Source organism: Clostridium pacaense, from assembly GCF_020709765.2.
In the GTDB taxonomy this organism is placed as follows: Bacteria; Bacillota; Clostridia; order Lachnospirales; family Lachnospiraceae; genus Enterocloster; species Enterocloster hominis.
Window position 1 is genome coordinate 112,885 of the sequence record NZ_JAJFEB020000010.1, and the last position, 26,017, is coordinate 138,901.

A 26,017-nucleotide genomic window follows, 5' to 3' on the forward strand; every position below is an offset into this window, starting at 1 on the left:
CCCTTATGGAATTGCAGGAGGTTTTAAGGCCTCCTGCAACCGGGTCATCTTATTCGCTGTATACGAACGCGCTTAACCTGTCAACATTCTCAGAAGTAATGGCTACACAGTCAACCAGCTGTTTCTCTTCCAGTCCCGTGGTGCCTTCCTTTAAGTACTTGTCAGCCTGCTCAACCGCCATCTCTGCAATCAGTGCGCACTGCTGAAGCGCGGTGCCTGTCATGTAGCCGGACTTAATCTCAGCTGCCGCCTCGTCAGATCCGTCCACGCCGATGATGCAGATATCCTTTAAGCCTGCTGCCTTGATGGCCGCTGCTGCGCCCACTGCCATGGTGTCGTTGCCGCATACAATACCCTTGATGTCAGGATTGGACTGTAGGATGGTCTCAACCTTTTCATAAGCCTCGGTCTGCTCCCAGTTAGCGGTCTGCTGTGCAACCATCTCCAGGTCCTCGTACTGGTCAATCACCTCATGGAACGCGCTGGAGCGCACGCCTGCATTGGTATCACTTTCCTTGCCTAAAAGCTCTGCGTACTTGCCTTCCTCACCCATGGCCTCAACGAATACTTCCGCAATGGCCTTGGCGCCCTGATAGTTATTGGCAACAATCTGGGAAATGGCAACGCCCTCCGCGTTGATCTCACGGTCAATTAAGAATGTGGGGATTCCTGCATCCCTTGCCTTCTGTACGGCTGCAACGGTTGCGTCGGCGCCTGCGTTGTCACAGATAATGGCTGCTGCCTTGTCTGCGATGGCATTGTCAAAAAGCTCTGACTGCTTGGTAGCGTCGTCGTCATGGGAAACCTTCTTAACCTCATAGCCCAGTTCAACCGCCTTCTTCTCAGCCTGGTCAGCCTCAGTCTTAAAGAATGGGTTGGAGTGGGATGGCGTAATGATATACATGATATTGGAACCGCCGCCCGGAAGCGCCTCTGCTGCTGCCGCAACTGCTTCGGTTGCCGCCGCTGCCGCTGCCTCTGTGGCTGCCTCGGTTGCCGCTGCCTCGGTTGCCGCCGTAGTGGCTGCCTCGGTTGCTGCCGCTGTTGTCTCTGCCGGCTTGGAGCCGCATCCCATCAGCAGACCGGCTGCCATGGCCGTACATAATAACATACTCATCATTCTTTTTTTCATTTTTGTTTCCTCCTTAAATGAATTATATAGTTTTGTATAGATAACCGGGTTCCCCGGTAAATCCCTGTTTATTCCAGCACCTTTGATACCGCATGCTTCCAGCCCCTGTACTTCATGTCCCTGGTCCCTGGGTCCATGTCCGGCCTGAAGGTCCTTCTTCCCATCCTGGCAAACAGCCGGTCCCTGTCATATATCCCCATGGCAATCCCGGCAGCATAAGCCGCCCCGATGCCGGACAGTTCTTCTGCCGGAGGCACGCTGACAGGAATCCCTGTCATATCGCTCTGGAACTGCATCAGGTACCGGTTCCTTGTAGGTCCGCCGTCCACCCTCAGTTCCCCGATGGGTATGCCGGATTCCTCTTCCATGGCAAGGACCACATCGGTAATCTGGTATGCAATGCTCTCCAGACCCGCCTTCACAAGCTCTGCCTTCCCGGTCAGCCTTGTCATTCCATAGTACATCCCCACTGCCCTGCTGTCCCAGTAAGGGGCTCCCAGTCCTGTAAACGCAGGTATCAGATAGGTGGTGTCATCCGGGTTGGCTTCCCCTGCCAGCGCCTCCGTTTCACCCGGGGACTCAATCAGCTTAAGGCTGTCCTTCAGCCAGGTAATGACCGCCCCCGTGTAATTGATGTTGCCCTCCAGCACGTAGGTAGCCTTTCCATCCATATGCCATGCAAGGGAGGTCACCACCTTTTCACTGAGCACCGGCTTTTCGCCGATATTCATCATCACGGAGGATCCGGTGCCGTAGGTGGTCTTAATCATTCCCTTTTCCAGGCACCCCTGGCCGAACAGCGCGCCGTGGCTGTCCCCCAGCACCCCATGGATGGGGATGGGCGTTTGAAGGAATCCGTCAAAATCCGTATACCCATAACATCCATCCGAGCCAGTGACCTGTGGCAGGCTTTTTGCCGGGATACCGAACAGGGCGCATACCTCCCCGTCCCATACAAGTGTTCCAATGTTAAAAAGCTGTGTCCTGGAGGCATTGGAATAATCCGTCCTGAATTCCTTCCCCCGGGTCAGGTTCCATACCAGCCAGCTGTCCATGGTGCCGCAGCACAGCTTTCCCTCTGCCGCCAGCGGGGCGGCGTCCGCCACATGCTCCATCACCCAGCCCAGCTTGGCGGCTGAGAAGTAGGGCGAAAGCTTAAGCCCTGTTCGGAGCCGTATCATCTCGGCCATGCCTTCCTGTTCCAGCCGGTCGGTGATGTACGCGCCTCTGGCGCACTGCCATACCACCGCGTTATATACCGGCTTTCCTGTCTCCCGGTTCCAGGCAATGGCGGTTTCCCTCTGGTTGCTGATGCCCAGGCCCACAATCCGTGATCTGTCAATCCCGGCCTTTTCCACCAGGTCCTTTACCGCCTGTACCGTATTCCTGTATATCTCTTCCCCGTCATGCTCCACCCAGCCCTTCTCATTCACTATCTGGCGGTGGGAAATGTCCGTCCTGCAGATCAATTCCCCCTCATTGTCAAACAGCAATGCCTTGGTTCCCTGGGTGCTCTGGTCTATCCCCAATATGTAGTCCATCCTGATATCCCAAATCCTTTCCGTCCATACGTGCCGGGACGCCTTCAGCCATTCTGGCACATCTCCGGCCATTCCGGCCTCCTATCCTCGTCCCAGGGCTTTTTCAGCCATCCCTGCAATCCCTTCTGCATTCAGTCCATAATAAGCAAACACTTCCCCGGATGTCCCGGTAATGACCGGCGCGTCCGGAAGGGACATGTTAATCACTTTCCTTGGGCATTCCCTTGCAACCACCTGGCTTACCATGGAACCCAGGCCTCCGTATGGCGCGTGCTCCTCCACAGTGATGACTGCCTTGGCCCCGGACGCGGCCCGGATCACCGTTTCCTCATCCAAGGGCTTCACACAGTACATATCCACCACGGAGGCGCTGATTCCCTTTTCCTTCAGTATCCCTGCCGCATCCCTGGCAGGCTTTACCATCTCGCCGCAGGCAATGATTGCCACGTCACTTCCCTGGGTAATCATGGTTGCCTTATCCATGGCAAAGGGAACATTTCCCTCCTCATACACATCTTCTACCGGGTTACGTCCCACCCGGATGTAAGCCGGCTTTTCATCCTTTAACAGCGCCTCCATGAGGCATCTTGTCTGGAACCGGTCGCTGGGCAGATACACCCTCATATTGGGAACCGATGCAAATGCAGCGATGTCCTGTGCGGAATGGTGGCTCATGCCCAGGGCGCCGTAGCTGACCCCGCCGCTGATCCCGATTAATTTCACATTGGTATTGGAGTAGGCCACATCCACCTTGGCCTGTTCAAAGCTTCTGGTGGAAATGAAGCTGGCCGGTGAGGCCGCATACGGTTTCTTGCCGCATTTGGCCATGCCTGCGGAAATGCTTACCAGGTTCTGCTCCGCAATCCCGACCTCCACGAACTGTTCAGGAAAGGCGGATGCAAATGGAGCCAGGGACGCGGATCCCCTGGAGTCGCTGCATAACACAACCACATCCCTGTCCTCTTTTGCGTGTTCCATAAGTACCTCACAGATGACCTGACGGTTTGCGATCTTATTCATGAAGCGCTTCCTCCCTTCTCCTGTTAAGCTCCGCTGCGATGGCTTCATACTCTTCCCCGGTGGGGACCTTGTGATGCCACGGGGCCTTGTCCTCCATGGTGGCGCCTCCGCCAAAGCCTTTTACTGTATTGGCAATGACCGCGGTGGGACAGCCCTTTGTATTCCTGGCCTCCTCAAAGGCCCTGTCAAGTTCGTCCATATCGTTGCCGTTTACCTGTATCACATGCCAGCCAAAGCTTTTAATCCTGTCCTCAAGATTCTCATGGTGCATCACAGCCTCGGTGCTGCCCGATATCTGGAGCCGGTTCCTGTCAATGACCGCACACAGGTTATCCAGTTTATAATGACCTCCCGCCATGAAGCCTTCCCAGACCGAACCTTCCGCCAGCTCTCCGTCCCCCATGACCACATACATGCGGTTCTTCCTGCCGTCCATCCTGCAGGCCAGGGCCATGCCGATGCTCACCGGAAGCCCATGTCCAAGGGAGCCGGAATTCATTTCAATTCCAGGAAGCTTATTGTTGGGATGTCCGATGAATTTGGAACCGAAGGTGGAAAACTCATCAATCACCTTTTCTGTTGGGAAAAATCCCTTTGCGGCCAGCACCGCATAGTAGCTTTCCACTGAATGCCCCTTGCTCAGCACAAACATGTCCCGGTCCGGGTCATCCATATTGTCAGGCCCTATATCCATCTGTTTAAAATACAGGTTTACCAGTATATCCATCACACTGAAATCCCCGCCGATATGTCCTGTCCTGGCTTTCATGATCATGTCCAGCACATTGCGGCGCAGTTCAAATGTCTTGACTTTCAAATCGTTCATAATTTCCTCCTCATTACAGACACTTGGCACGGTCCTATCTATAAAAACGCTCCCGGCCGGATCATTCCCCTCTCAGGTATGCTTTCACGTCTTCCTCAATGGGGTCATACAGGTCAGGTTTGATACCGATATATTTGCATGCCTCATATAACACAGGGACCACGTCCTTATGGATTCCCACACAGTGGTGGATATAGGGTCCGGTCACTATCTTCTCTTCCAGGCGTTTGATATTCTCCACCTCAACCCACAGATAGGTTCCCATTCCCTTTGGTCCGTCCACTCCCTTTGCATTGCCAAGGAGCAGCGAGTACTCGCCATTATCCCCGTCAAAGCGGCACAGGGTCACGTTGCCGTGTTTTGCCTCCGCCGTAATGCTGCCCGGATGGTCAAATGCCAGCGGATAGGTGATGGACGGCCTCTCCTTTGCAACCGAGATGGGCCATGGGCCACAGTGCTGGAGCAGTTCGCCGTTTTCAATATCAGGATGGCGGATGGTCCAGTCCGCGAAGAACCCTCTTGTCTCACCCATGCCTGCTGCCTCCACCATAAGGGCGGTGATGGCGCCGTGGATATCCGTCTCACAGACAACCGGGATTCCCTCCTCGTTCATCAGCGCATTGGCAGCACACGGCATGATGCCAAGCTCACACTGCAGCTGGTTCCAGCACTGGATGGCAGCTGCCTGGCAGCCGTACTTTTCCACAAGCCCCTTCATGGCAACCTTGAGGGCCGCCACATTTTCCAGCTCATCGTCCTTTATCCTGATGTCCATGTGTTCCCGGCAGTACTGGATCACGTCCGCGACCTCCCTGCCTTCCTCCTTGGCGGCCTTCACCGCATCGGTCAGCTCCGGCATGGGAATGGGTGACAGCTGGATGTTGAACTTCTCAAGAAGCTCCCCTTCGTTGCACATGGTGGTCCAGAAGTCAAAGGGACGGGTGGAAATCTGAAGGATGCGCATGTTACGGAACTTCTTCACCACATTGCACACCGCCATGAAATCCCTTACCCCCCGTTCGAATACCGGGTCATCCAACCTGCAGTTGGTCATATATGTAAATGAGACCCGGAACCGCCTGAGCACCTTGCCTGTGGCGAACAGCCCGCACTGCGTATCCCTTAAACGGACCCCGTTTTCGTCCGGTCTTTCATCCAAAGGCCCCCATAAAAGCACCGGGACCCCCAGTTCCTTGGCAAGCCTTGCACATTCATACTCCGTGCCGAAGTTGCAGTGGGGCAGGAACAGCCCGTCGATTTTCTCCTGTTTGAACTTCTCCGCAATCTTCTTCATGTCCTCGTCATTGTAGAGAAGGCCCTCTTCATTTATATCCGTGATATCCACATAATCAATCCCCAGCTCCGTCAGCCGGTCAGCCGTAAGCCCTCTGTACTTAATTGCATCCGGCGCACTGAAAATGCTTCTTCTGGTTGGTGCAAATCCAAGTTTAATCTTATCCATCTTTTTCTCCTCCATTGGTTTTATATATCAGCTGCTGCGCATTGCAGCGCCAAACTGCATGTTGTCCGATTTATTTATATCTCCAGCCCATTTATATCTCCGGCCTATTTACATCCCCGGCCTATTTACATCCCCGGCCTATTTACATCCCTAACGCTGTCCCGCTCCACAAACCGGGTGCTGACCAGTGTCTGGGTTTTGGTATCCATCCCCTCTTCCACAATATCCAAAAGCCTCCTGACCGCCATCTGGCCCAATTCCTGCTTGGGAACCCTCAGGCTTGTGAGCCTGGGCGATACGATATCGCAGAAAGGCAGGTCGTCAAATCCGATTAACGATACGTCCTCCGGAATCCTTATACTGCATTCCTGAAGGGCTTTCATGCATCCAAGGGCAATCATGTCGTTATCCGCAAAGTAGGCGTCCGGAAGCCGCGGTCCCTTCTTCAGATATGCCAGCATGTCCCGGTATGCGCCGTCCATGGTGGTGCTTAATGTCACCGTATATCCGGGGTCATAGGGAATCCCCTGTTCCGCCAGGGCCGCCCTGTATCCCGCTTCCCTGAGCCTGAATGCCTTAATCTCAAAATCCCCTTTCAGATGTCCCAGGCGCCTGTGTCCCTTTTCAACCAGATAATTCACAGCAGTCCTGGCTGACTCCGTATTATTGGTGATGATCCCGCTGTACGGCAGGTCCTCGCTCCAGTAATCCAGCGTCACCATCCTGCATCTGGCCCTGGAAAAATAATGCAGGTCCTCATCCATAAGCTCGGCTCCCATCAGGGCCACCAGGGAGTCCCTGTCCTCCAGGAGGATATCAAGCTGGTCCTTAAAATCAGCCGCCCTCCTGTCCAGATAATTGATGACCATGTCATACCCCCTGCGGCGGCATTCGCTCTGGAACCCATCCATCATCATGGTAAAGAAGGGGGTGTCGTCCGTAATCAGGCCATTGGTACGGTACATGACAAAATGAATCTTCCTCTGCTGGACCACCGGCAGATATCCCATCTCGCTGGCTGTCTTAAAGATTTCCTCTGCCGTCCTGGGGTTTACCCCCTTTTTCCTGTTCAGGGCATTGGATATGGTTGCCGCTGAAAAACCTGTTGCCTCGCTGATCCGCCTGATTGTTGTTTTCATATATTCAAGTCCCTTTGTTTTTTGCCTGTCCAATCGTATAAACATTATTATAAACATTTTAAATGATTTTGCAATATTTTTTACAAGATTCCATGTTTCTTTGTATGTTTTAGATGATTTAATTGGTTGTTTTTTATGCAATATGACTATATTCTAATCGTATTTTTGCCACCTTGTCTGTATTTCATGTAAACGTTCATATAAACGTATATGTAAAATTTTATATGAATAATTTATTTCTTAACACTTTATCCGGTATGCGTTGCTTTTTCATTCCTCCTCTTTATGGGTACATGATAAAGGATTCCTGATACAATAAAAAACAGGCACAATAAAAAATGGTATTTTAATCTCTGCCATTGAAACATATTAACCTTCGAAATCCTTTATAAATGCTGACATCTTCTTCCATTAGCATACTTATAACAACAATGATTTTTGCCACTTTGGTGCCCAAATGGTGCCTGGATTTCTTATAGCAGCATAAAACGATATGGACAGATATAAGAAAAACCATAATATGCTAGAGCGTGTTTGAAAATTGCTTTCCGTCGGCTGTGCGTCCCACTTTGTGGGAGATTTGGTCCCGATGATGGAGGCGTAGCGGGCTACGCTGACTGAATCGGGGCCAAATATACCGCGAAGCGGGACGTGCAGACGGCAGGCGAAGCCCGTTCATCCCGACCGTCGGCAAGGGCAGCCGGCTCTGCTATTTCGTACAAATGTGGAGAAATGATAGAGAAATCCATATATGGGCGCTATAATATAAACATACGAAGCGACAAACAAGAAGTTCATGGGGGGTATTATGGTACAATGGATTATTCCTTGTAATATAAGTTTATATGATGTGATAGGCGCATTTAAAAAGTTAAGATGTATTGAATGGAAACAATCAAACCATTCCATATCAGTTGAGGACGAGGTGTTTATTTATGTCGGTAAACCAGTATCGTCTATTTTGTATAAATGTAAAGTTAATAGAGCAAATTTTAGTAATACTGAAATTGACGATTCTGAGTTTGTTTTAGACGGTGAAACATATCAAAACTACGGGAATTATATGGAACTTGAACTGATAGAAGAATATGAACCATCACGGTTTCATGTTGATGTTTTGACAGCGAATGGTATGAGAGGAAGAATTCAGGGACCAAGAAGGGTAAACGAGTTAGAAACATTTTTGAATCAAGAGCAAGAGGATTGGGTTGAATCGGTAGATAATATTATTTCAGAAAGTTTACTCGAAGGAAAAGAAAAAGAGACTATCATAAAGGCAAGAGTTAACCAAAGTGTCTATAGAGAAAGGCTATTACAGAAACATAAAAGGTGTTGTTTGTGTGGTGTATCAGAGAGCAGCGTGCTTATTGCAAGCCATATTAAACCATGGAGTCAATGCAATCCAAAAGAAAAAGTAGACGGATATAATGGACTTCTACTATGTCCAAATCATGATAAAGTTTTTGATATTGGATTGATAACTTTTAATGACAATGGAAATATAATGATTTCGCATAAATTAAGTTACAATGATAGAATTTCTTTAAACTTGAGAGACGATATGAAAATTACACTTCCTGAAAAAAGTGCAAAATACATAGAATTTCATAGAAAGCATATATTTCTTAAATAGCAAGAGAACATAAATTTCCTCTTTGGTGTGGGTTTGGGGTATTCCCAACAAGCAAAAATCCCTCTTTCTGCCGCAGTCGGAAACGAGTGGTTTTTACGGAAAGGGGTGCCCATTTCTTATGCTTGTTACGCAGTTAAAGAACATTTTTGAGTGAAAAGGTATAAATGCATAACATCACGGCGTATGACAAAGGCCTTCTAATTGTCTTTGTTGGTGTGATAACACCGCCCTGTGCTTATCATTTTTGCCTTGTTTATGGTGCTAAAATAATGCTCAACTTTGCAAGGATAGCAGGATACATCAAGTTATTTTTAGCCTTAACCCGAAAAGAACATGATAGGCATGAGAATAGCCCCGGTATGAGACGGGTCCAGTCTCACGCCGGGGCTGTCATACAAAACGGCGGACTCCGCAAAGTCCCATTCTGTCAGGGGATTTCAGGACCGGATGTTCCGGTTGAAAGCCCCTTCCTGCACCGTACCTGTAACCTGCCATTAACCGCTTTCGGGGATTGCTGCGGAAACCTTTACCGCCTTATGACGGCTAGGTTGGCTGCACGGGCAATCACATATCATTGAATCATATCACGGTCTGGGCCAGCCTCTTCACGGTCTGCCGCTCAATGAATTTCGTACATACCTCCGTCTTGGTCACAACCACCTCTCCCGGATTCTGAATCATATCTATCAGCCTTCTGACAGCCAGCCGCCCCATCTCCTTATTTGGCACCCTGAGCGTGGTCAGGGGCGGATAGGAAATCTCGCTGAAGGGCAGGTCATCAAACCCGATGATGGACACGTCATCCGGAATCTTATACCCCCGTTCTTGCATGGCTTTCATGGCCCCCAGGGCAATCATGTCATTGTCCGCAAAAAACGCGGTTGGAAGCCCTGGCTTCTTATCCAGATAGGCAAGCATGTCCTGATACGCCCCGTTTAGCGTGGTGGACAAGGTGATGATGTAATGATTCCTTACCTCCAGCTTATACTTGCGCATGGCGGACTGGTACCCCTGTCCCCTTACCTTGAATCCATTGATGCGGTAAGCCCCCCTGATATAGCCGATTTCCCGGTGTCCCTGTTCAATCAGATACTCCACCGCCTTTTTGGCCGAGTCAAAGTTATTAATCAGGACACCGCTGAAATCCATGCTGTCCTGCCAGTAATCCAGGATGACCACAGGGCTTCTGGCATAGCGGAACGGATTCAGTTCCCCTCCCATCATCTCAGTGCCCAGGATGACCGAGGCAGACTCGCTGTCCTGAACCAGGTTCTTTACCTGGTGTTCATAATCAGAATCCCTCTCGTCCAGGTTGCACAGCACCATCTCATAACCGCATTGGCGGCACTCCTGCTCAAAACCGCTGATCAGGGTAGGGAAAAAGGGGGTGTCGTCAATGATGGAACCATTTTTCTTAAAGGTCACCAATTTAATTTTGGAAATGGAATTCTCGTTAATATATCCCACTTCCTTTGCCACCCTGAATACCTCTGCCGCTGTCTTGGCATTGACGCCCTTTTTATGGTTCAGGGCATTGGACACCGTGGCTGGTGAGAACCCCGTCAATTCACTTATGTATCTGATACTGGCTTTCATACCTGTTTCCTCTCACACATTCATTCTATGCTGCCCGGAACCCCTACAGCCTGCCGCCGCACTTTGGACAGTACTCAAAATCCTCCTCTGTCTCATACCCGCAGCGCACGCATTTCTTCCATACCTTGTAGGCTCCGTTTTCATAGGTGCTTCTCCTGTTCCCTTCCTGAACCAGGGTCAGGTCCGACTGGGTGATGTCCACCTGCTGTCCCCGGGCCAGGGCCTTGCCCTTTTCCGGATTCAGTTCATAGACGGCTTCGCAGCAGGACATTTTCACATAAAACTTCTTATTCCACTTAAACAGCGGTATGAAGAAAAAGCTGAAATACATATAGGTCATCATGACCTGGTACCGGCCGTACGCCCCGCACCTGTCGCAGATGACCGTCTTTACATAATTAAGGATTTTCTGTCCCTGGCTGATTCCTCCTATGAATATCATTGCTGTCCATTCTCCCCTCAACGCAGTCTTCAGGCAAGTTTCCGGCGCATCCGGTCCCAATCTGCCCGTAAACGCCTGAAACAGGACAGAGCCTTGTTTTTACCCGGCCCTGTCCGCTGTGTCATTACCGGTCCTCCACTGCCCACAGGCGCCATGAGAGGCCGGCAATCCATCTATTAAATTATAAATACGCCTTCTTAAGGGCCTTTAACAGGATCTTAGGCTGCCTGTTGTACGGTGTGACCGGGCATATGGTCTTCTTCACATCCAGAAGCCCGTACACTGCCAGCCTTGCCGCACGCACGGAATACTCCTCCGTAAATACCATGTCATCCGGTATCTCCACAAACTGGCTGACCATGGCGAAGTTGGTGGAGCCGGCCGGGATTACCTGGGGCCTGTCGCTGTATTTGCGCGGCTCGAACTGGGCATCCACGTAAGGCATGTAGCATGGAATCACGTTAATAACGGTCTTCATCAGCTCTGCAATCCGGTCCTCCGGGATATGCAGGTGGTGCAGGTATTCATTCAGAAGCTCCTGACCCGTGCATTCCTTCATGGGCTTCTTCACATAGTCGCCCACTGCGTCCGTATACAGTCCATATCCCCAGAAAATGGTGGTATCCATGGGCTGGTTCACAAAGTGAGGCTGAGCAGCAACCACGCTGCTCATGAGCCAGCTGGAATCCTTGAACGTCATCAAGGCGCCGCTGCCCGGGACATTGCCGGTAAAATTCTCAATGGTCTTTAAGATATCGTCGCCCCTGCAGGTTACGGTAAAGCTGAGCCAGTTCGTCTCCTGGGGCTTTGTAAAGAAGGGTTCCGGATTACCCAGTCCCGGCTTCTTGGCCGCAACCTTGGCCCACAGCTCCCCGCTGATCGGCTTCTGCACGGGAACCGGCGCCGGTGTATGGAAATCACCCAGGGTAGCGCTGTCGGTCATACATGCATTGGTCATGATACAGATATCATTCTTCTCTAACTGGACGGTTTCAAATACATAGGAATCCTTCACAGCTTCCCCATTCTCGCCTGTGTCGTCCGTGTCCTCTACCCTGCGCTTCAGGTAAAGGGTCCTGGCCGTAATCCCATGTCCGTCCTCAAAATCAATGTCCGTAACCTCACAGTTCTCCATGAAGCTGACCCCGGCCTTCCTCAGATAGGACTCCAGGGGACGGATGACACTGTCATACTGGTTCAGCGGGGTCCTGGTCACGCCTTCCAGTGTCTCAATCCGGCTGAACTCAAATATCATGCGGTTCATATAACGGCGGAATTCATAAAGGCTGCTCCACTTCTGGAAGGCAAATGTGGTCTGCCACATATACCAGAAGTTTGTCTCAAACATATGGGGCGTTTCCTTGAACCAGTCCTGGATGGTCAGGTTGTCCAGCTTCTTCTCATCTGTCATGAGAAGCTTCAGCAGCGCCATGCGGTCTGCCTGGTTAAAGCCCATGGACTTCACATCCAGGATATTGCCATCCTTGTCCACCAGCCTGGCTTTTGCGCAGGTAGGATGGGCATGGTCAAAGTCCAGGATTTCCTCTGTCACGCTGCGTCCGGGCTGGCGCAGGGACGGGATGGAGCCAAACAGCTCCCAGAAGTTCTCATATGTCTCTTCGTTGAGCATACGGCCGCCGCGGCACACGAATCCCTTTTCCGGCGTACCGATGCCGTCATTGCTTCCGCCCAGGATATGCATTCCTTCATAGATGGTAATCTGCTTGCCGGGGAACTTGCAGTCCCTTACAAGATATGCGGCAGCTGCCATGGAGGCCAGTCCTCCGCCAACCAGGTACGCCTTCCTGTCACCGTATTCACGGTTATTCATCACCGCTTCCTCGATGGCGGATATCCTTGCGTCTTCCTGTTCCTTCCTGCTGTCGCGCATCTTCTTAACCGCCACACCCGCTGCCGCTCCCACAGCCGCTGCTGCAAGGGCTTTCTTCATGTTCTTGTTCATTGCTATCCCTTCCTTTCTGCTTATATATAGATTCTCAGATATCCAAGAATAATATTCCTGTTTTATGCATTTTCTGTAAAATAATTGGACAGCCTGGCAAACTGTTCCAGCGTCAGCGCCTCACCCCGGACGGACGGCGATACCTGAAGGCTCTCTATGGCTTCTACAATCTGCTCCTTGGTGTATGGTATGTCCGGCGAATTGTTAAGGCCGTTCTGCAGCGTCTTCCTCCGCTGGTTAAAGGAAGCCCTTACCAGCTTAAACATCAGCTTCGGGTCCTCCACCTTAACAGGCGGTTCCTTGTATCTTGTGAGGCGGATGACGGCCGAACCCACATTAGGACGGGGGATAAAACAGTTAGGCGGCACATTGGCAACAATGTATGGCTCGGCATAATACTGCACGGCCAGGGACAATGCCCCATAGTCCTTGGACCCCGGCCCCACCTGCATCCGGTCCGCCACCTCCTTCTGCACCATGACCGTTACGTTGTCAATGGGCACGTCACCCTCAAACAGCCCCATGATGATAGGGGTGGTGATATAATAAGGCAGGTTGGCCACCACCTTGATGGGCCTTCCTCCATTATACTCATCCACCAGTTTATTGATATCCAGCTTCAGTATGTCGTTGTTGATTACGGTTACGTTGTCGTATCCCTTCAAAGTCTCGTCCAGGATAGGCAGGAGGTTGGTGTCAATCTCCACCGCCACCACGCGGCCCGCGTGTTCCGCCAGGTACTGGGTCATGGTCCCAATCCCAGGCCCGATTTCCAGCACACAGTCCTCTTTTGTGATTCCCGCGGCGCTTATGATCTTGTCCAGTACGTGGGTGTCTATGAGAAAATTCTGACCGAATTTCTTCTGGAATGCAAATTGATATTTCTGTATGATTTCAATGGTATTTTTTGGGTTGCCCAATTTATTTTCCATATGGAATTTACCTACTTTTTATCTTTTAAAATTATGGTATCCTATTGAGGGTTAAAAGTCAATACAAAACGCGGGTACTGTGTCATCCTGGATATGCTCCTTATTCCTTAATTGCATGGCGGGGGAATTGTTTTCGTGATATACTGTGGTGATTTTTATGTCAACTTGTCCGCCTTGCCCTGAGCTTTGTCTGCACCTGCCATGGTTTGACTTTTCTTATCTTTAGCGGTAAAATATTTCCATAAGCAGAGCCGCCCCATGGGGAAGGGTGGTAAGGCCATGGATTTTGCCGGCTACTTTACGGAAATGATTTATGATTAGACAGCCTATGGCCTTTTAATACAATGGCATAGCCAAAATTAAGGAGGGTTTACTTATGAGAAAGACAAAATTATTCATCGCCACATTTGCAATGTCCATGCTGCTGAGCAGCACTGCCCTGGCCGGAACCTGGCAGGCCCAGGATAATGGGCAATGGAAGTATCAGAATGATGATGGCAGCTTTGCAACCGGGTGGATTGAAGATGGTGGTAAAAGCTACTATCTGGATGCCGGTGGCATAATGCTCGCCAACACCACAACGCCGGATGGTTATTATGTGGGAGCAGACGGCGCATGGATTGCCGGTCAGGAGGCCCCCAAATTCGACTTTTCAATCGCTACCTGTTCCATAAAGTACACCGGTCATAAAGTGTTTTCCTTTGATTACGATGGGTATCCCTGCGTTGCGCTTTACTATGATTACACCAATAAGGATGCAGAGCCTACTGGCGCATATTTAGCAGATTATTATATCACGGTATTCCAAAACGGCATTGAATGTGATTCCGCATTCTTGTCTTACGATGAAAGGGAAGACGCCTTTGACAACTACACAAAGAAGGTCACAAACGGTACAACAATCAATGTTGCTCAAGCTTACAGGATTTCAGATATGAGTGATATTACGATACAGATAAAGGAAATGTGGAATTGGAGTAATCCACGGGTCGATACCGTCACCTTAAGTTTAAGATAGGCTGCAGATTTGAATTAGTCTTTGATTAAAATAGTAAACAGTGCCCCTGCCCTCCCATTCAGGAATCGCAGGGGCACTTCTCCATGAACATGATATACCTAGCTCAGCCCATACAGCCTCAATGCATTCTCCCATGTCACCCGGATCACAGTCTCCCTGTCCACGCCCTTAAGCGCACTGACCGCATCCACCACATAGGGCAGGTTCAGGGATGAATTGCGCTTGCCCCGGTTGGGCACTGGCGCCAGGTACGGACAGTCAGTCTCAAGCACCAGGGACTCAAGGGGCGCATACTCCACCACTTCCTTAAGCTTTTTAGCATTGTTAAAGGTGGACACGCCTCCAATCCCCAGGAAGAACCCCATATCCAGGTACTCCCTTGCAATCTCCCTTCCATAGGAAAAGCAGTGGATCACACCGCCCATGTCACCGGCTTTCTCCGCTTTCATGATATCCAGTGTATCCTTGGCAGCGTCCCTGCTGTGGATGATTACAGGAAGCTTCACCCTTCTTGCCAGGTCCAGCTGGCGCACGAACCAATGTTTCTGTATGGAGTGTTCCGGCTCCTCCCAGTAATAATCCAGTCCAATCTCACCCACGGCCCTGACCTTTTCATGGGAACACTGGAACTCCATCCACTTAAGGCCTGCCTCGTCAAGTCCTGCCGTCTCGCTGGGATGGACTCCCAGGGCAGCGTACATCCAGTCATAATGTCCGGCCAGCAGCAAGGTGGTCCTGCAGCTTTCCAGGCTGGCAGCCACATTCATCACCGCTCCGATACCGCCGGCCTTAAGGCTCCCCAAAAGCGCCTCCCGGTCCTCTTCAAATGCCTCATCATCATAATGGGCATGTGTGTCAAAAATCATATATCCCAAGCTCCTTTAATCCTCTGTCCTGTACCTAGTACTGTATTGCGTAAATTCCTGTGAATATAGCACCCGCTATCTACGCCATGTGCACGCCTGCAAAGCTAGCCGTAGCGCCCACTACGCCGTCGCTTTGCAGACGCACACCTGACGCAGATATCAGATACTCTATCCACAGTTATTTACGCAATGCAGTACTAGCCTTATCCTAAGCCTTCAGCACATACCGTCCAATCCCATATAACACCAGCAGGTGTACCGGATAAAACACATAGAACAGGTACTTTAACTGAAACGCCCCACGTCTGCCATTATACAGCACAACCGGCACAAATGCCAGTGCGGAAACACAATAATAGCTGACGCTCTCCAGGGCGCACAGCACGACCCCCACTGCCAGCTGGGCAATATCATTATGGCGGAACCAGTACATGGCAGTAATCAAAAGCACCCCGATTACATTATAGTCCGCCTGGCACACCCAGGACAGCGCGCATCCGGCCGCAAGGGCCGCCAGCTGAATCCCCAGGTTCCTTGTATATTCCATGACCATGATGACCATGATTCCGATAAACAACGTAAACAGCATGTTCTGGTAATAAGGATAAAACACCTTGTGGTATACAGCCAGATCAAAGGGCACCTCTGAAATCACGGCACAAAGCAGCATGCGGAGCGCATATCTTCCCCGCTCCCTGGTGCGGACAAACTCCTCCGCCACCAGGAACGCAAAAATCGGAAATGCCAGCCGGCCCATATAACGGCAGGCCTGCCCTGCAATCATCCATATATGCCCGGACCGGGTTGCAATCACGGCCTGGTACAGGGTCCGGTCAGCGGCGTGGAGTATGCCTCCCTGTATAAGCACTGCCCCCACATTATCAATCAAAATAGCCACTATGCCCAGGACCTTCAGCTGGTTGCCCGTAAGTCCGCGGCGCCGGTTTCCATATGATCTGCTTGTGTACAGCCTGTAGCTGCCAGTTCCTGTGTCCATTCCTGTTCCTCATCAATCCTGTGTTTATCATGCCCCTGGTCTTTCGTGTCTTTCTATCATACTGCAAAATGGGAAAAAATGCAAGTTTCTCCCACTTTTGGTCTTTTTTTCCACCGAAAATGCAGCTATTCTCCCATTTATTACCTATTTTATCCCGATTCCGCTTCAAATCCGTTTCAAAAAGCAAAAAGAGCAGGACATTTAAAATGTCCCGCTCCCACAGTTGTCCATATTCTATTTAACAGATTTCAGCTCCGGCCGGCATATCCTTCTCCGGCTTCATCAGCGCCAGGTTGCCCTCTGCATCCTCGGCGCACAGGATCATTCCCTCTGACAGCATGCCTGCCAGCTTTGCAGGCTTTAGGTTGGTCACTACCATGACCTTCTTGCCCACCATCTCTTCCGGTGAATAGAAAGCTTTGATACCGCTCAGGATCTGGCGTGTCTGGCTTCCGATCCTTACCTGGGAGCAAAGCAGTTTCTTGGACTTTGGAACCGCCTCGCACTGAATGATTTCCCCTACCTGGAACTGAAGCTTTGCAAAATCATCATAGGTTATCTCCGGCTTGGCCTCAATGTCAATGACATCCTCCCCGGCTGCGCTGCTGCCGTCTGCCCCGGCGCCCGCGCCCTCTGTCCCGGCATCCGCGCCCTTTGCTCCGGCGCCGTCCGCTGCCTGGGCAGCATGCATGGCTTCCACCTTTTCCAGCACCTCCTTCATATCCATACGGGCAAAGAGGATCTCCGGCTTGTCCGTCACCTTGTTGCCGGACGGATACAGTCCGAAGGCATCCATCTGAGACAGTTCCCGCTTAACCGTGTTAAGCTGGGCCAGGATCTTCCCGGCTGTCTCAGGCATGAAGGAATACAGAAGGGATGCGCCGATGGTAATGGATTCCGTCAGGTTGTAAAGCACTGTGGACAGTCTGTCCTTCTGGGCCTCATCCTTGGCAAGGGTCCACGGCGTTGTCTCGTCAATATACTTGTTACATCTTCTGAAAATGTTGAAGATTTCTGTCATGGCATCTGCCACCCGCAGCTGTTCCATCTTGGCGTCCGCCTTCTTAACTTCCTCCAGGACCACCTTCTTAAGGTCTTCATCAACCTCTCCGGCAGCGCCCTTATCAGCGATTACACCGTCAAAATACTTGTTGCTCATGGAAATGGTGCGGTTCACAAGGTTACCCAGGATGTTGGCCAGGTCAGAGTTCATACGCTCCACCATCAGCTCCCAGGAAATCACCCCGTCATTGTCAAACGGCATCTCATGAAGCACAAAATAGCGAACCGCGTCAACGCCAAAGAAGTCCACCAGGGTATCTGCGTAAAGCACATTGCCCTTGGATTTGCTCATTTTGCCATCGCCCTGAAGCAGCCACGGATGTCCGAACACCTGCTTTGGAAGGGGCACATCCAGCGCCATCAGGAAGATAGGCCAGTAGATGGTATGGAAACGGATGATATCCTTACCGATCAGATGCAGGTCGGCAGGCCAGTACTTCTTAAACTGATCCGTGCTGCTGCCGTCGCAGTCATAACCGATACCCGTGATATAGTTGGTAAGCGCATCCAGCCATACATAGGTCACATGCTTTGGATCAAAGTCAACCGGGATTCCCCAGCTGAAGGTGGTCCTGGACACGCACAGGTCCTGAAGGCCCGGAAGCAGGAAGTTATTCATCATCTCGTTCTTCCTGGAAACCGGCTGGATGAACTCAGGATGCTGGTTAATATGTTCAATCAGTCTGGGGGCATACTTGCTCATACGGAAAAAATAAGCTTCCTCCTTGGCCGGCTTCACCTCACGCCCGCAGTCAGGGCACTTGCCGTCCACCAGCTGCGACTCCGTGAAAAAGGACTCGCACGGGGTACAGTAAAGGCCCTCGTAGTAGCCCTTATAGATGTCCCCCTGGTCATAAAGCTTCTTGAAAATCTTCTGCACCTGGGCCTCATGGTCCGCATCCGTGGTACGGATGAATTTATCATAAGAAGTGTTCATCAGGTCCCAAATCCTCCTGATTTCAGCAGCAGCCTTGTCCACGAATTCCTTCGGGGTCACTCCTGCGGCCTGAGCCTTCTCCTCAATCTTCTGACCATGCTCGTCTGTGCCGGTCTGGAAGAATACGTCATATCCCTGTTCCCTTTTATATCTGGCAATGCTGTCAGCCAGAACAATCTCATAGGTATTGCCGATGTGGGGCTTCCCGGAGGCATAGGCAATGGCTGTGGTAATATAATATGGTTTTTTACAATCCTGACACATAATCATTTCCCTCTTTTTCTGTAATAGTTTTAAGTATAAGCTTTTCCCACTTATCCGTCAAGACGTGAGCCCCGTTTTTCCCTTTAATACAGGCATTCTTTGACACATAAGTTGATATTTCCCCACATATACTATATAATGGTCCGAGTGCCACAGGCCAACTAAACGCATGCAGCTTGACGGAGGAATGATTGTAGAATGAAACAGTTAAAGAACATATATTTCCAATTTATCTTATCCCTGATCCTGGTCATCACACTGGTAACCGGGTGTGTGGCCCCGGCACCAGGGACCGGCAAGGACACCCCTGTCCAGGAAGGAACGGCGGCGGAAAGTACGGCTTCCTATGAAAAGTATGAGAAGACCGCGCTGGAAACCCAGGAACATTTTGACCAGATGATGAACGACCTGTTCCTGGACGAAGTGGATAATTCCCTGATTACCCTGCACTACACCCTGGCCAATCCGGCCGCCTTCGGCATCACTGATTATGATAAAACCCTGGGGACCGTTTCCCTGGAGGATACCAAACAGGCTCTGAATGATGCAAAATCCCTGAAAGTACAACTAAATGACATTGACAGCCGTTACCTGCGGGAGGACCAGCTGCTTACATATACCATCCTGTCCTCTTACCTGAACACCTCGCTGGACAGCGAAGGCATGGAGCTGTATGACCAGCCCCTGTCCTCTTCCCTTGGCATCCAGTCCCAGCTTCCCATCCTTCTGTCCGAATATGTTTTCTATACCAGACAGGATGTGGAGGATTACCTGTCCCTGCTGTCCTCCATCGATACTTATTACGGAAGTATCGTGGAATATGAAAAGCAGAAATCAGATGCCGGACTTGGACTGTGCGACACTGCCATTGACCGGATCATCCAGTCCTGCAACGCATATCTCCTGGACGCGGACCACAGCTTCATGGCAGAGACATTTTCCCAGAGGCTCAACCAGGTGGAGGGGCTTACCGACCAGGAAAAGGAAGATTATAATGCCAGGAACCACGCTGCCATCAATGAGCATTTTGTCCCTGCTTACCAGAAGCTCATAGAAGGCCTGACCCCGCTAAAGGGCACAGGAGCCAATGACAAAGGACTGTACTATTTCCCTGAGGGCCAGAAGTATTACCAGTACCTGGTGAACGCATACACAGGCACCTCCTACCAGGATATCCCATCACTGAAAAAAGCCATGAGCAGTCAGATGATGGATGACCTGACAGCCATGGATGAACTGCTTACCGAGAACCCCCTTCTGGCGAAAAAGCTGTACTCCTATTCATTTTCCCTGACAGACCCCAATGAAATCCTGGAAAACCTGCGCACGCAGTGCGCCAGGGACTTTCCTTCCATTGGAGACTATGTCTGCAACATCAAGGATGTACCTGCCGCCCTGGAGTCCACCCTAAGCCCTGCGTTCTATCTGGTCGTGCCCATTGACCGGCCCCAAGACAATTCCATCTACATCAACAACGGAAGCACCAATACTGCCAGGAACCTGTACACCACCCTGGCCCATGAGGGCTATCCCGGCCACATGTACCAGACCCTTTACTTTAACCGCAACAACGACTGCAACATAAGGAAGCTTCTCAGCTTCGGCAGTTATTCGGAAGGATGGGCCACCTATGTGGAATACTATGCCTACACCCTTGACAATGGGCTGGACCCGGAGCTTGGGGAACTGCTCCGCCACAACGCGGCATTTACCCTGGCCCTCTATGCCATCCTGGACGTGAACATCCACTATGAAGGCTGGGACTTAAAGCAGGTGGAGGATTACCTGAACCTATACTTCCGCATCAGCGATTCCTCTGTCATCAGCACCATCTACTATGACATTGCAGAGAATCCGGCCAACTACCTGGAGTATTATGTGGGCTACCTGGAAATCATCAACATGCAGGGCGAGGCTAAGAAGACCCTTGGCAGCCGTTACACGGACATGGAATTCAACCGTTTCCTGCTGGATATCGGCCCTGCGCCCTTCAGCGTGATCAAACCTTATTTTAATGAGTGGCTGGTCCGGCAGAACCAGCAGTGACCCACCCCTATTTCCGGTTCAGCTTTCCCATCACCGACGCCCCTCCCAGGACTCCGGTAACAAGTCCAAGGAACACCGACGCCCTTACAAGTCCCGGAAACACGGCTGCCTCACTGAGCAGTCCCACCTGTCCTGAATATATACCCAATCCAGGGATTGCCAGCCCCGTCCCCCACCGGTAGCATGCCAGCAGCAGGACCAGGGGGATGCAGACGCCTGCCACCGCCATCACGATTCCCTCTGCCAGGAAGGGGATCTTAACAAATCCTTCCCTGGCGCCCATGAGCCGCATCACCCTGGTTTTCTCTTTCTGGGCCTCAATCCCAACAGCCAGGGTGTTATGGATGAGCAGCACGGATATCACCACCAGCACCGCCGCGCTTCCGGCAATGAGCCGGGACGAGGTGGACTTAATCTGCTGCAGGGCCCTTATGGTATCCGCGGAATGTGTCACCTTCCTGATACCGGAAAGCCCGGACACATAATCCACGAAATCCTCCTGCCGGTCCGCCCCGTCTATATACACCTGGTAACTGCCACTGGCCGCCAGGGGATTATCATCCTCAAATATACCGTCCAGGACCTCCCCGTTCCCATAATAATCTTCCTTAAATCCGCTCCAGGCCGCCTCTGCCGACACATATACCGTCCGCAGCACCTCCGGCCTGTCCTGAATCAGCTTCCCCACCTCATCCACACGTTCAGGCAGCACGTCCTCGTCAAAAAACACGGATACGTACACGTCCCTCTCTGTCTTTTGGACCAGTGCGTCCACATTGGCCACCGCAAGATAAAAGATCCCGAACAGGAAAATGCAGGCCGACATGGTAATCACCGAAGCCCCCGAATACACCCTGTTATGCCAGAGGTTTTTCATCCCCAGCCTGCACAGGTACAGCAATGTCCTAACGCGCATATGCCAGTCCCTCCCTTGCAAGGTCCCGGGCCACCTTGCCGTAGCGCAGCACAATCTGGCGCTTGTGCATATATTTCACCAGTTCCTGGTTGTGGGTCACGGCCAGCACCGTGGTCCCCTGACGGTTCACCTTTTCCAGCAGCCGCATGATTTCCTCCGCGTTCTTCTGGTCCAGGTTGCCCGTGGGTTCATCCGCCAGCAGCAGTACGGGCTGGTTCACCACCGCCCTGGCAAGGGCTGTCCTCTGCCGCTCCCCGCCCGAGAGATGGGATGGGTAACAGCGGGCCTTCCCTTCCAGCCCTACCTGGCTTAACACCTCCATGACCCGGCGCTTCATCACCTTTTTATCAGCCTCAACCACCCTCTGGGCAAAGGCAACATTTTCATAAACCGTAAAGTCAGGGAACAGCCTGAAATCCTGGAACACCATCCCGATATAGCGGCGGTAGCGATATACCTGACGTTCCCGCAGACAGCTCAGGTCAATCCCATTGACCCTTATGTTTCCCTCCGACGGCTCCGTATCCTTTAAGATAAGCTCCAGCATCGTAGTCTTGCCTGCCCCGCTGTTGCCCGTCAGGAACACGAATTCCCCCTTATCCACCTGAAAGCTGACCTGGTCCAGGGCTTTTTCTCCCTTTCCGTATATCTTTGTCACCTTGTCAAAAACAATCATGCTGTTATCCACTGTATTCCCCTTTTTATCCCATGTTATCAACAATCAAAGCTTTTTATCATTCAGCTTATACACAAATGCAAGGATTTTGGCAACTGTCTGGTAGTACTCCTCCGGTATCTCCATATCCACCTCCACGCTTGCATACAGCCCCCTTGCAAGGGGTCTGTCCTCCAGGATATAGACGCCGTTTGCCTCCCCCACTTCCACAATCTTCAGCGCCAGATGGTCCGCGCCCTTGGCCAGCACCACCGGCGCCCGGTTCCTGTCCGCGTCATAGCCCAGGGCCACCGCGTAATGGGTGGGGTTACGGACAATCACATCCGCCTTGGGCACGTTCTGCATCATGCGCATGGAAGCCATCTGACGCTGCTTTTCCCTGATTTTTCCTTTAATCTGGGGGTCGCCTTCGGTCTGCTTGTACTCTTCCTTTATCTCCTGCTTGCTCATGCGCAGGTTCTTCTCATACTCCCACCACTGGTACAGGTAATCCATGGAAGCCAGGAAAATGAACGCCACCCCAACCGTGTCCACCAGGGATATGACGGTATTGCCGGTAAAGATAAGGGCGCCCTCCACCGTTCCCTCCATCAGTCTGGACAGTTCCTCCATCCTTCCCTTCAGGAATACATAGACCACCCAGCCAAGGATGGTAATCTTGATAAGCGCCTTAATCAGCTCCACCACGGAGCGGATGGAAAACATCCTCTTAAAGCCCTTAAGGGGGCTGATACGCTCCATCTTGAACTTCAGGACATCCATGGAAAATGCCATCCTGGTCTGGAAAAATGTGACCGCCACAGCCGTGAGGACCCCGATGAACAGAAGGGGAAGGGCTGACTCCAGGAACAGCAGCATGGCCTTCACCAGCATTTCCCTGCCCGCCTCCTGATGGAAGCTGTCAGAATCAGCGGCCATCCCCATGAACATGTACATGGCGTCCCGGAAATTCCGGTACATATGGGGAGCAAGGGCCTTCAGGGAGTGGAACAGGACCAGCATGGAACAGACAGCGGCCACGTCGTTGCTCTGGAACACATTGCCCTTCTTCCGCTCATCCTGACGCCGTTTTGGTGTTGCTTTCTCGGTCTTTTCATCTGCCGGCACGGTTCACCACCTCCCTTCCATGATTTTGTCTTTGGCAGGTTCAATCATACCTTACAAAAGGGATGCCGCGCAAAGCAGCACCCCCTTCCCGTATGAAAGCATTTCCTCAGGGCATGCTTTGCCCTAATGGGGTATCTCTGGCGGATTCCTCAGGACAGATGACGGATAGGAATTTCTAAACACTCCCTGGCATTGCTCCGGGACAGAATTGGATATTCAGGCACGCCCCAGCATCATGATTATATTCTGGGCCTCCCTCATCATGGCATCCGCATACCCGTCCATGAACGCGCCCATGGGATAGGCAAACAGGATTATAAGAAGGATTCCCAGAAGGATCTTACACTGTATGTTAATAACAAAGACATGGATCTGCGGAATCAGTTTCATCAGCACACCCATGGTCATCTCCAGCACAAACTCAGCCGCCACAAACGGCAATGCCAGCTTAATCACCATCAGGAACACGGTTGCGGACATGGTGATGATATACCACAGCACGTTCCTTCCAAAGAACACCCCCGCCCCCACCGGTATCACCTCATACGTGTAGGCGAACAGCCGGACCGTCAGCAAATGGCAGCCAGTGGCAAAAAAGTACAGGAAAAAGAATATATTCACAAACTGCCCCAGAATCGCCGTCTGTACCCCGTTCATGGGGTCCATGACCTTGCCCATGGCCAGGCCGAACGCCGTATCCAAAAGATCCCCGGCCACATACAGCATATAAAAAAATATCTGGAACACGCACCCAATCCCCAGGCCCAGGATTAATTCCCTGGCCAGTGCCTCGGCCATATCAAAGGTGGAGTATAAAACCACTGCCTGTCCCCCGGCCCTGGCCGCAGGCGCAATGAGGAGGCTCAGCGCCAGCGCCAGGCCGGTCCGTACCATAAGCGGCACGCCCTTCCTGGCAAACACGGGATTGATGAAAATCATTCCGCCCATCCTTGCAAACACAAGAAGGAAAATGTCAAAATATTCCAATACGCTGCTGTCCATCACGCACCCCCAGCATTAAAGGGCTGCCATGATTGCAAACAGTTCCACCACAAATTCATTCATGACCTTGCTCATCCATGACCCCAGAGCCAGAAGCACCAGCGCAATGACCAGAAGCTTGGGCACGAATGTAAGGGTCTGCTCATGAATCTGTGTGGCGGCCTGGAAGATGGCCACCAGAAGCCCTACCGCAATACTGACAATCAGGAGCGGGCCTGCCAGCTCAAATGCCACCAGCATGGCTTCCTTCATAATTTCCATAACCTGTTCCGCGTTCAACCTTATCCCTCCTTACCGAAAGCTCTGTACCAGCGTCTTGATGACCAGACTCCACCCGTCCACCAGCACGAACATCATAATCTTAAATGGCAGCGCAATCATCGTAGGCGGCAGCATGACCATTCCCATGGACATAAGGGTACTGGATACCACCAGGTCTATGATGAGGAACGGGATGAATATAAGGAACCCCATGGTAAATGCCTTGTTAAGCTCACTCAGGATAAAGGAAGGCACAATGGTGGTAAGCCCCAGTTCCATATAGCCCTCCGGCCCTTTGGACGTATCCGGCGGATCTGTCTTCGATATGGACAGGAACAGATCCAGGCTCTTCTTCTCGGTCTGTTTCAGCATGAATTCCTTCATAGGCTCCTGGGCCCGGTCAAATGCTTCTTCCCTGGTAATGGTCCCTGACTTATACGGCTGGTACGCCTGTACGTTAACAGAGGTAAATACCGGGGCCATGATGAACAGGGTCAGAAAAAGCGCAAGCCCTACCAGTATCTGGTTGGGCGGGGACTGCTGGGTGCCTAAGGCATTTCTCAGGAAGGACAGCACAATCACAATCCTGGTAAAGCTGGTCATCATGATGATCAGGGAGGGGACCACGGCCAGAAACAGGAAAAGGAACATGATATCCAGCATGTCCATGGGCTTTCCGGCGCCTGATGAACCCTGAAGGGTCACGGATACATCCGTTGCATAGGCCGTCATTGCACTGCCTGCCCATGTCAGGGCGAATACGGCCCCGGCCAGGATTTTGCCCATATTCCTTCCCAGTCTTATGCTGCTTCCACTCATTGCTTCCCTCTCCCGCCTCTTTTTCCTTCGTCATCCCTGTTCTTACGCGCCTTTAGCTGGGACGTGAGAACAGCAACAAAATCCGGCGGTGCCTCCGCCGGCTCCAGTGTTTCATATGTATCCAGTTTTTCCAGCCGGGTAATCCCGGCCGGGGAAACCCCTAACAGCAGGATTTCCTCCTGCACCTTAACCACAAGGAGGAAACTGTCCCGGCCAACAGCCATCTGGTCCAGCACCTGCATGCCCGCCGACCTTTGCTTTAAGCTCATGCCCCGCCCCAGGATCCTGGTGGTATGATAGGCCAGGAACAGGACCAATATAAGGACAATCAGGTAAAACAGTATTTTCAAAAATGCCATA

General features: G+C 51.5%; 23 protein-coding genes and 2 pseudogenes. 4 read left to right on the forward strand and 21 right to left on the reverse strand.

Going from position 1 to position 26,017, the window contains the following annotated elements; all coding sequences use genetic code 11:
* Positions 1 to 49: 49 nt before the first annotated feature.
* From LK536_RS46705 to LK536_RS46730, 6 genes are all read right to left on the reverse strand, one after another.
* The gene (locus LK536_RS46705; RefSeq protein WP_025485166.1) at positions 50 to 1,132 is read right to left on the reverse strand and encodes a D-ribose ABC transporter substrate-binding protein; all 1,083 of its coding nucleotides are present in this window, start codon (positions 1,130 to 1,132) and stop codon (positions 50 to 52) included.
* 68 nt (positions 1,133 to 1,200) lie between these two features.
* Complete coding sequence (locus LK536_RS46710) at positions 1,201 to 2,745, reverse strand: FGGY-family carbohydrate kinase (protein ID WP_331472131.1); 1,545 nt, start codon at positions 2,743 to 2,745, stop codon at positions 1,201 to 1,203.
* A gap of 9 nt (positions 2,746 to 2,754) precedes the next feature.
* Positions 2,755 to 3,693 carry a transketolase family protein gene (locus tag LK536_RS46715; protein WP_120058406.1) on the reverse strand — a complete coding sequence of 313 codons (939 nt, stop codon included), beginning with the start codon at positions 3,691 to 3,693 and terminating at the stop codon, positions 2,755 to 2,757.
* Complete coding sequence (locus tag LK536_RS46720) at positions 3,686 to 4,519, reverse strand: transketolase (protein ID WP_227795678.1); 834 nt, start codon at positions 4,517 to 4,519, stop codon at positions 3,686 to 3,688. The genes LK536_RS46715 and LK536_RS46720 overlap by 8 nt, the downstream gene beginning before the upstream one ends.
* Positions 4,520 to 4,580: 61 nt before the next feature.
* Positions 4,581 to 5,981 (reverse strand): L-fucose/L-arabinose isomerase family protein, encoded by a 1,401-nt coding sequence (locus tag LK536_RS46725; RefSeq protein ID WP_227795677.1) that lies wholly within the window; start codon positions 5,979 to 5,981, stop codon positions 4,581 to 4,583.
* 125 nt (positions 5,982 to 6,106) lie between these two features.
* A complete protein-coding gene (locus LK536_RS46730) occupies positions 6,107 to 7,120 on the reverse strand; it encodes a LacI family DNA-binding transcriptional regulator (RefSeq protein WP_227795676.1) in 1,014 nt (337 codons plus the stop codon).
* Between the two features lie 534 nt (positions 7,121 to 7,654).
* Between LK536_RS46730 and LK536_RS46735 the strand changes: the two are divergent.
* Positions 7,655 to 7,699, forward strand: a pseudogene (locus tag LK536_RS46735) (DUF6783 domain-containing protein); the annotation flags it as partial.
* Here LK536_RS46735 and LK536_RS46740 read toward each other — a convergent pair.
* Positions 7,697 to 7,777: pseudogene (locus LK536_RS46740) on the reverse strand (DUF6783 domain-containing protein); the annotation flags it as partial. The pseudogenes LK536_RS46735 and LK536_RS46740 overlap by 3 nt on opposite strands.
* A 193-nt stretch (positions 7,778 to 7,970) precedes the next feature.
* Here LK536_RS46740 and LK536_RS46745 point away from each other — a divergent pair.
* A complete protein-coding gene (locus LK536_RS46745) occupies positions 7,971 to 8,753 on the forward strand; it encodes an HNH endonuclease (RefSeq protein ID WP_506092176.1) in 783 nt (260 codons plus the stop codon).
* A gap of 579 nt (positions 8,754 to 9,332) precedes the next feature.
* On the opposite strand, the gene LK536_RS46750 is transcribed toward LK536_RS46745, so the two are convergent.
* The 4 genes from LK536_RS46750 to rsmA form a co-directional block, all read right to left on the reverse strand.
* Positions 9,333 to 10,349, reverse strand: a complete 1,017-nt coding sequence (locus tag LK536_RS46750; RefSeq protein ID WP_227795674.1) for a LacI family DNA-binding transcriptional regulator — start codon at positions 10,347 to 10,349, stop codon at positions 9,333 to 9,335.
* 43 nt (positions 10,350 to 10,392) lie between these two features.
* Positions 10,393 to 10,791 carry a zinc ribbon domain-containing protein gene (locus LK536_RS46755; RefSeq protein WP_008720445.1) on the reverse strand — a complete coding sequence of 133 codons (399 nt, stop codon included), beginning with the start codon at positions 10,789 to 10,791 and terminating at the stop codon, positions 10,393 to 10,395.
* A gap of 181 nt (positions 10,792 to 10,972) precedes the next feature.
* Positions 10,973 to 12,754, reverse strand: a complete 1,782-nt coding sequence (locus LK536_RS46760) for an oleate hydratase (protein ID WP_040380425.1) — start codon at positions 12,752 to 12,754, stop codon at positions 10,973 to 10,975.
* 62 nt (positions 12,755 to 12,816) lie between these two features.
* Entirely contained in the window at positions 12,817 to 13,686 is an 870-nt protein-coding gene (gene rsmA / locus LK536_RS46765; protein WP_227795673.1) for a 16S rRNA (adenine(1518)-N(6)/adenine(1519)-N(6))-dimethyltransferase RsmA, read from the reverse strand.
* Between the two features lie 376 nt (positions 13,687 to 14,062).
* On the opposite strand from rsmA, the gene LK536_RS46770 reads away from it, so the two are divergent.
* Complete coding sequence (locus LK536_RS46770) at positions 14,063 to 14,704, forward strand: DUF5067 domain-containing protein (protein WP_025485155.1); 642 nt, start codon at positions 14,063 to 14,065, stop codon at positions 14,702 to 14,704.
* A gap of 98 nt (positions 14,705 to 14,802) precedes the next feature.
* Here the strand turns inward: LK536_RS46770 and LK536_RS46775 are convergent, their stop codons facing one another.
* The 3 genes from LK536_RS46775 to metG form a co-directional block, all read right to left on the reverse strand.
* On the reverse strand, positions 14,803 to 15,570 hold the full coding sequence (locus LK536_RS46775) for a TatD family hydrolase (protein WP_227795672.1): 768 nt from the start codon (positions 15,568 to 15,570) through the stop codon (positions 14,803 to 14,805).
* A gap of 208 nt (positions 15,571 to 15,778) precedes the next feature.
* Positions 15,779 to 16,567 carry a TraX family protein gene (locus LK536_RS46780; protein ID WP_025485152.1) on the reverse strand — a complete coding sequence of 263 codons (789 nt, stop codon included), beginning with the start codon at positions 16,565 to 16,567 and terminating at the stop codon, positions 15,779 to 15,781.
* Positions 16,568 to 16,805: 238 nt separating this feature from the next.
* On the reverse strand, positions 16,806 to 18,830 hold the full coding sequence (gene metG / locus LK536_RS46785) for a methionine--tRNA ligase (protein WP_025485149.1): 2,025 nt from the start codon (positions 18,828 to 18,830) through the stop codon (positions 16,806 to 16,808).
* Between the two features lie 198 nt (positions 18,831 to 19,028).
* Between metG and LK536_RS46790 the strand changes: the two genes are divergently transcribed.
* On the forward strand, positions 19,029 to 20,876 hold the full coding sequence (locus tag LK536_RS46790) for a DUF885 domain-containing protein (RefSeq protein WP_040380427.1): 1,848 nt from the start codon (positions 19,029 to 19,031) through the stop codon (positions 20,874 to 20,876).
* A 7-nt stretch (positions 20,877 to 20,883) separates the two neighbouring features.
* Here LK536_RS46790 and LK536_RS46795 read toward each other — a convergent pair whose 3' ends face one another.
* The 7 genes from LK536_RS46795 to LK536_RS46825 all read right to left on the reverse strand — a co-directional run bounded on the left by LK536_RS46795 (position 20,884) and on the right by LK536_RS46825 (position 26,016).
* Complete coding sequence (locus tag LK536_RS46795) at positions 20,884 to 21,792, reverse strand: cell division protein FtsX (protein ID WP_227795671.1); 909 nt, start codon at positions 21,790 to 21,792, stop codon at positions 20,884 to 20,886.
* Positions 21,782 to 22,468: a cell division ATP-binding protein FtsE gene (gene ftsE, locus LK536_RS46800; RefSeq protein ID WP_227795731.1), complete on the reverse strand. Its 687-nt coding sequence runs from the start codon at positions 22,466 to 22,468 to the stop codon at positions 21,782 to 21,784. Before ftsE ends, LK536_RS46795 begins: the two co-directional genes overlap by 11 nt.
* Before the next feature lie 45 nt (positions 22,469 to 22,513).
* Positions 22,514 to 23,575, reverse strand: a complete 1,062-nt coding sequence (flhB, locus tag LK536_RS46805) for a flagellar biosynthesis protein FlhB (protein WP_008720487.1) — start codon at positions 23,573 to 23,575, stop codon at positions 22,514 to 22,516.
* Positions 23,576 to 23,791: 216 nt separating this feature from the next.
* Positions 23,792 to 24,577 (reverse strand): flagellar biosynthetic protein FliR, encoded by a 786-nt coding sequence (locus LK536_RS46810; protein WP_227795670.1) that lies wholly within the window; start codon positions 24,575 to 24,577, stop codon positions 23,792 to 23,794.
* A 15-nt stretch (positions 24,578 to 24,592) separates the two neighbouring features.
* On the reverse strand, positions 24,593 to 24,856 hold the full coding sequence (gene fliQ, locus LK536_RS46815; protein ID WP_008720490.1) for a flagellar biosynthesis protein FliQ: 264 nt from the start codon (positions 24,854 to 24,856) through the stop codon (positions 24,593 to 24,595).
* A 12-nt stretch (positions 24,857 to 24,868) separates the two neighbouring features.
* Positions 24,869 to 25,657 carry a flagellar type III secretion system pore protein FliP gene (gene fliP / locus LK536_RS46820; RefSeq protein WP_025485139.1) on the reverse strand — a complete coding sequence of 263 codons (789 nt, stop codon included), beginning with the start codon at positions 25,655 to 25,657 and terminating at the stop codon, positions 24,869 to 24,871.
* A complete protein-coding gene (locus tag LK536_RS46825; protein ID WP_120058420.1) occupies positions 25,654 to 26,016 on the reverse strand; it encodes a flagellar biosynthetic protein FliO in 363 nt (120 codons plus the stop codon). The genes fliP and LK536_RS46825 overlap by 4 nt, the downstream gene beginning before the upstream one ends.
* Between the last annotated feature and the right edge of the window lies 1 nt (position 26,017).

Coding starts and splice junctions, on each gene's coding strand:
- LK536_RS46705 (WP_025485166.1), bottom strand. CDS start 1,132: ATGAAAAAAAGAATGATGAGTATGTTATTATGTACGGCCATGGCAGCC.
- LK536_RS46730 (WP_227795676.1), bottom strand. CDS start 7,120: ATGAAAACAACAATCAGGCGGATCAGCGAGGCAACAGGTTTTTCAGCG.
- LK536_RS46725 (WP_227795677.1), bottom strand. CDS start 5,981: ATGGATAAGATTAAACTTGGATTTGCACCAACCAGAAGAAGCATTTTC.
- LK536_RS46825 (WP_120058420.1), bottom strand. CDS start 26,016: ATGGCATTTTTGAAAATACTGTTTTACCTGATTGTCCTTATATTGGTC.
- LK536_RS46715 (WP_120058406.1), bottom strand. CDS start 3,693: ATGAATAAGATCGCAAACCGTCAGGTCATCTGTGAGGTACTTATGGAA.
- ftsE (WP_227795731.1), bottom strand. CDS start 22,468: ATGATTGTTTTTGACAAGGTGACAAAGATATACGGAAAGGGAGAAAAA.
- fliP (WP_025485139.1), bottom strand. CDS start 25,657: ATGAGTGGAAGCAGCATAAGACTGGGAAGGAATATGGGCAAAATCCTG.
- LK536_RS46790 (WP_040380427.1), top strand. CDS start 19,029: ATGAAACAGTTAAAGAACATATATTTCCAATTTATCTTATCCCTGATC.
- LK536_RS46710 (WP_331472131.1), bottom strand. CDS start 2,745: ATGGCCGGAGATGTGCCAGAATGGCTGAAGGCGTCCCGGCACGTATGG.
- LK536_RS46750 (WP_227795674.1), bottom strand. CDS start 10,349: ATGAAAGCCAGTATCAGATACATAAGTGAATTGACGGGGTTCTCACCA.
- LK536_RS46810 (WP_227795670.1), bottom strand. CDS start 24,577: ATGGACAGCAGCGTATTGGAATATTTTGACATTTTCCTTCTTGTGTTT.
- LK536_RS46755 (WP_008720445.1), bottom strand. CDS start 10,791: ATGATATTCATAGGAGGAATCAGCCAGGGACAGAAAATCCTTAATTAT.
- rsmA (WP_227795673.1), bottom strand. CDS start 13,686: ATGGAAAATAAATTGGGCAACCCAAAAAATACCATTGAAATCATACAG.
- LK536_RS46795 (WP_227795671.1), bottom strand. CDS start 21,792: ATGCGCGTTAGGACATTGCTGTACCTGTGCAGGCTGGGGATGAAAAAC.
- LK536_RS46760 (WP_040380425.1), bottom strand. CDS start 12,754: ATGAACAAGAACATGAAGAAAGCCCTTGCAGCAGCGGCTGTGGGAGCG.
- LK536_RS46775 (WP_227795672.1), bottom strand. CDS start 15,570: ATGATTTTTGACACACATGCCCATTATGATGATGAGGCATTTGAAGAG.
- LK536_RS46780 (WP_025485152.1), bottom strand. CDS start 16,567: ATGGACACAGGAACTGGCAGCTACAGGCTGTACACAAGCAGATCATAT.
- metG (WP_025485149.1), bottom strand. CDS start 18,830: ATGTGTCAGGATTGTAAAAAACCATATTATATTACCACAGCCATTGCC.
- LK536_RS46720 (WP_227795678.1), bottom strand. CDS start 4,519: ATGAACGATTTGAAAGTCAAGACATTTGAACTGCGCCGCAATGTGCTG.
- LK536_RS46770 (WP_025485155.1), top strand. CDS start 14,063: ATGAGAAAGACAAAATTATTCATCGCCACATTTGCAATGTCCATGCTG.